The organism is Gordonibacter pamelaeae 7-10-1-b, assembly GCF_000210055.1.
Classification (GTDB): Bacteria; Actinomycetota; Coriobacteriia; order Coriobacteriales; family Eggerthellaceae; genus Gordonibacter; species Gordonibacter pamelaeae.
On the sequence record NC_021021.1, the window covers coordinates 843558 to 847305 of the forward strand.

Here is a 3748-nt window from a genome sequence, read left to right on the forward strand (position 1 = left end):
CGCTCGGCGGCGTGCAGAAGCTCGCCGGTCCAGCGCGACGCCTCGGCAGTTGCGGCCGAGGCGGCCACCGTCGCCTCGTCGGACAGGTCGAGGGCCAGGTAGACGGACATGTCGCTGCCGCGCCCCACCTCGCTATCGATGACGATCTCGCCGCCCATGAGCCTGACTAGGCTGTCCGCGATGGCCATGCCCAGCCCGCTGCCCCCGAACGTCGGCGCGATGGAGCCGTCTTCCTGCTCGAACGGGCGGAAGATGCGCCCGAGGAACTGCGGGTCGATGCCCTTGCCCGTATCGCGCACGCGCACGAGGTAATGCGCCCGCCCGTCGCGGCGGCGCATCTCCTGGAACGTCACCGTCACCGACCCGCCGGCCGGGGTGAACTTGAGCGCGTTCGACACGAGGTTCACGATGACCTGGCCCAGCCGCAGCCGGTCGCCCACGACGAAGCGGTCCTCGCACTCCTTCAACTCTACGGCGAAGGCCACGTCGCGCTCCGCAGCGGAATGCCCGAAGATCGACCTCACGTCCTCGGCGAGCGACGCCAGGTCGAAGGGCCGCCGCTCCAGCTCCACCTTACCCGCCTCCAGCCTGCTCATGTCCAGGATGTCGTTGACCAGCGACATGAGGAACTGCCCGAGGCCGGCCGCCTCGTCCAGGTCGCGCGCCAGCTCGTCGGGCTGGCCGCCGTGCGTGCGCGCCAGCTCCAGCAGGCCCACGATGCCGTTGAGCGGTGTGCGTATCTCGTGGCTCATCTTGTTGAGGAAGTCGGTCTTGACCTGCGCGTCGGTGGACAGGTCGCGCAGCTGGCCGCGCAGCTCGTCCATGCGCTCGCGCTCGATCTGGGCATCGTCGAACGACACGAGGTAGCCGAAGCCGTCCAGCACGCGCTCGACCGTGCAGCGGAAGAAACACGGTTCGTCATCCCCGTCGGCGGTGAACGGGAAGTCGAACCAGAGGCGGCCCACCCCGTCCCATGCGTCCACGCGGTGCCTGATCGAGCGCCGGGTCTCGGGCTCGATCAGGCGGTAGAGGGCCTCTATGTCGTCGTCCATGCGCTCGGGCGGCAGGCGGAACACGCGCTCGAAGTTGGCGCTCACGTGCACGGGGCGCAGGTCGCCCGCCCTGACCAGCAGGTGCACCGACCTCCCCGCCTCATCGAAGGCGCGGCGAAACAGGTCGAAGCCCTCGTCAGGCCGACCCCTCTTCCGTGTGCCCAGCACCCGCGCCCCTCTCCGGCGATGCCCCGTCGCGGCGGCTTACTCCATGCTCAGGTCGATGGCGTCCATGTCCAAGCGCGGGAACAGCGGGTCGCCGATCTCCACCGCGTTGCCGGCGGGCAGCTGGCCCCAGGCCGTGGCGGCCTCGATGTCGGTCACGGCCGTGATGTCGCCGAGCGACAGGCGGCGGAACACCTCGGCCGACGTGTTCGGCATGAACGGCGCCAGGTACAGCGCGATGATGCGGATGGCCTCGAGCGCGTTGTAGATGACGGCCGCCAGCTCATCGGCGGTCTCCTCGTTCTTCGCGAGGTTCCACGGGGCGCTCTCCTCCACGTAGAGGTTCACGCGGCCCGCGAGCTTCTGCACCGTGGCGGCCGCGGCCGTGAAGTCCACGTCGCCGAGGGCGCGGTCGTACTCGGCGTACAGCTCCTCGGTTATCTCGCGCAGCGGGTTGGCCCCCACGAGCGCCGCAGCGGACGCCGGCACCTCGGGCACCTGGCCGTCGAAGTACTTCTTCGTCATGTTGAACACGCGGCTGCAGAGGTTGCCCCAGGTGTTGGCCAGGTCGGCGTTGTACACCTGCACCATGCGCTCCATGGAGATGGAGCCGTCGGCGCCGAACTGCACGTCGCTCATGAAGTAGTAGCGGTACGCGTCCACGCCGAACACGCGGCAGAGGTCGGCCGGCTTCAGCGCGTTGCCCTTCGACTTCGACATCTTCTCGCCCTTGGTGAGCAGGAAGCCGTGGCCGAACACCGTGTGGGTGATGGGCATCCCGGCCGCCAAGAGCATGGCCGGCCAGATGACGCAGTGGAAGCGCGTGATGTCCTTGCCCACGAAGTGGTACTGCATGGGCCAGCGGCGGTCGAACTCGCCGGCGCGCTCGCCCTCGTCGCCGTAGCCGATGCCGGTGAGGTACGCCAGCAGCGCGTCGGCCCACACGTAGGCCACGTGGCCCTCGTCGAACGGCAGCGGCACGCCCCAGTCGAACGTGCTGCGGCTGATGGACAGATCCTTCAGGCCGCTCTTCACGAACGACACGATCTCGTTCTTGCGCGTCTCGGGGCGGATGAAGTCGGGGTTCTCCTCGTAGAACGCGAGCAGCTTGTCGCCGAACTCGGACAGCTTGAAGAACCAGTTCTCCTCGCCGCCCGCCTTCTGCACGGGACGCTTGCAGTCGGGGCACACGAGCTGCCCCTCGTCGTTCTTTTCGAGGTCGCTCTCGGCGTAGTACGTCTCCTCGTGCACGCAGTACCAGCCCTCGTAGCTGCCCTTGTAGCACCAGCCCTTGTCGTAGAGCTCCTGCCAGAATTTCTGCACGCTCTTCGCGTGGCGCGGCTCGGTGGTGCGCACGAAGTCGGTGTAGGTGATGCCCAGCATGTCCCACGCGTCGCGGAACGCGGGCTCCATGGAGTCGCACCAGTCCTGCGGGGTCATGCCCTTGGCGGCGGCCGTGTCGGCCACCTTCTGGCCGTGCTCGTCCATGCCCGTGACGAACGCGACGTCGTAGCCGTTCATGCGCTGGTAGCGCGCCACGGTGTCGGCCGCGATGGTGGTGTACGCCGTGCCGAGGTGCGGGGCGGCGTTGACGTAGTAGATGGGAGTGGTGAACGAGTAGGTTCCCTTTGACATGGTGCTTTCCTCACGTATCGGGACCGCAGGGCGAATGATGCCCGGTCGGCCGCATGGACAAACGCAACAACCGATCTATTCTAGCACGTGGGTCCCGCGCGAAGGACCGGATCTCGCCCCGAGCACATGAAACGAGAACGCCGATACACGGGGCGCGGGAACACGGCTGCAGCCAGCCGTCGCATGCCAACGGCGGACGACGCAGCAGCATCGCGGCGTTCGGCTGCTGCCACCAGGGGGCGGATGGAAAGGGAACACCCTGCGCAAGGGCGCCTCAAGTGGGCGGCAGCATGGGCATGCGCAGGTCGCGGGCGAAGTCGTAGCCGATCACCTTGCCCGAGGGGGTTTCGAGCCAGGCGCGCTCCCCGTGCGAGTACGAGGACAGCTCCGCAGTGGTGGCGAAGCCGTTCGCGAAGGCGGCCACGGCGTCGAGGCGGGCGACCTCCCCAGGGGCGAAGGCGGAGAGGTCGGCGCTGCGGCGCGCGACGACGATGCGCCCGTCGCCCTGCTCGTGGTACGCGAGCGTCGTGCCGTCCACGAGCGCAGCCATGACGAGGTCGTACTGGTCGGGGACCGGGCCGTAGTCGGCGCGGGCGTAGCGCAGCCCGGTGAAGCCGACGCCCTCGTCGCGGAAGGCCGAGAAGTCCAGATAGAACAACACCTTGTTCAGCTTCGTCACGAACAGGTTCCCCACCTGCGCCGCAAGGTAGACAACCGCCTCCCGCAGGCGGTCGGCATCGAATACGCGCATGCCCGTTTCCGGCGAGGCCGTGCGCGGCAGGCTATCCAGCAGGTCGAGGCGCACCACGGCATAGTCTATCCTGCTGGCCGCCTGCTGCTCGACGGCCCGCAGCGCGCGCTCTCGGTCCCGCTCCCCCAGGCGCGGCGCGCCGCTG

3 protein-coding genes are annotated in these 3748 nt (G+C 68.5%); all 3 read right to left on the reverse strand.

The features are described 5' to 3' along the window. On the reverse strand, positions 1-1220 hold a 1220-nt coding region (locus GPA_RS18860; RefSeq protein ID WP_231847558.1), incomplete at its 3' end, for a sensor histidine kinase. 36 nt (positions 1221-1256) lie between these two features. Beyond that, positions 1257-2852 carry a methionine--tRNA ligase gene (gene metG, locus GPA_RS04015; protein ID WP_015539010.1) on the reverse strand — a complete coding sequence of 532 codons (1596 nt, stop codon included), beginning with the start codon at positions 2850-2852 and terminating at the stop codon, positions 1257-1259. Positions 2853-3126: 274 nt separating this feature from the next. Then, positions 3127-3748 (reverse strand): Panacea domain-containing protein (locus tag GPA_RS04020; protein ID WP_167536596.1); only part of this gene is annotated, 622 nt, incomplete at its 5' end.

Coding starts and splice junctions, on each gene's coding strand:
- metG (WP_015539010.1), bottom strand. CDS start 2,852: ATGTCAAAGGGAACCTACTCGTTCACCACTCCCATCTACTACGTCAAC.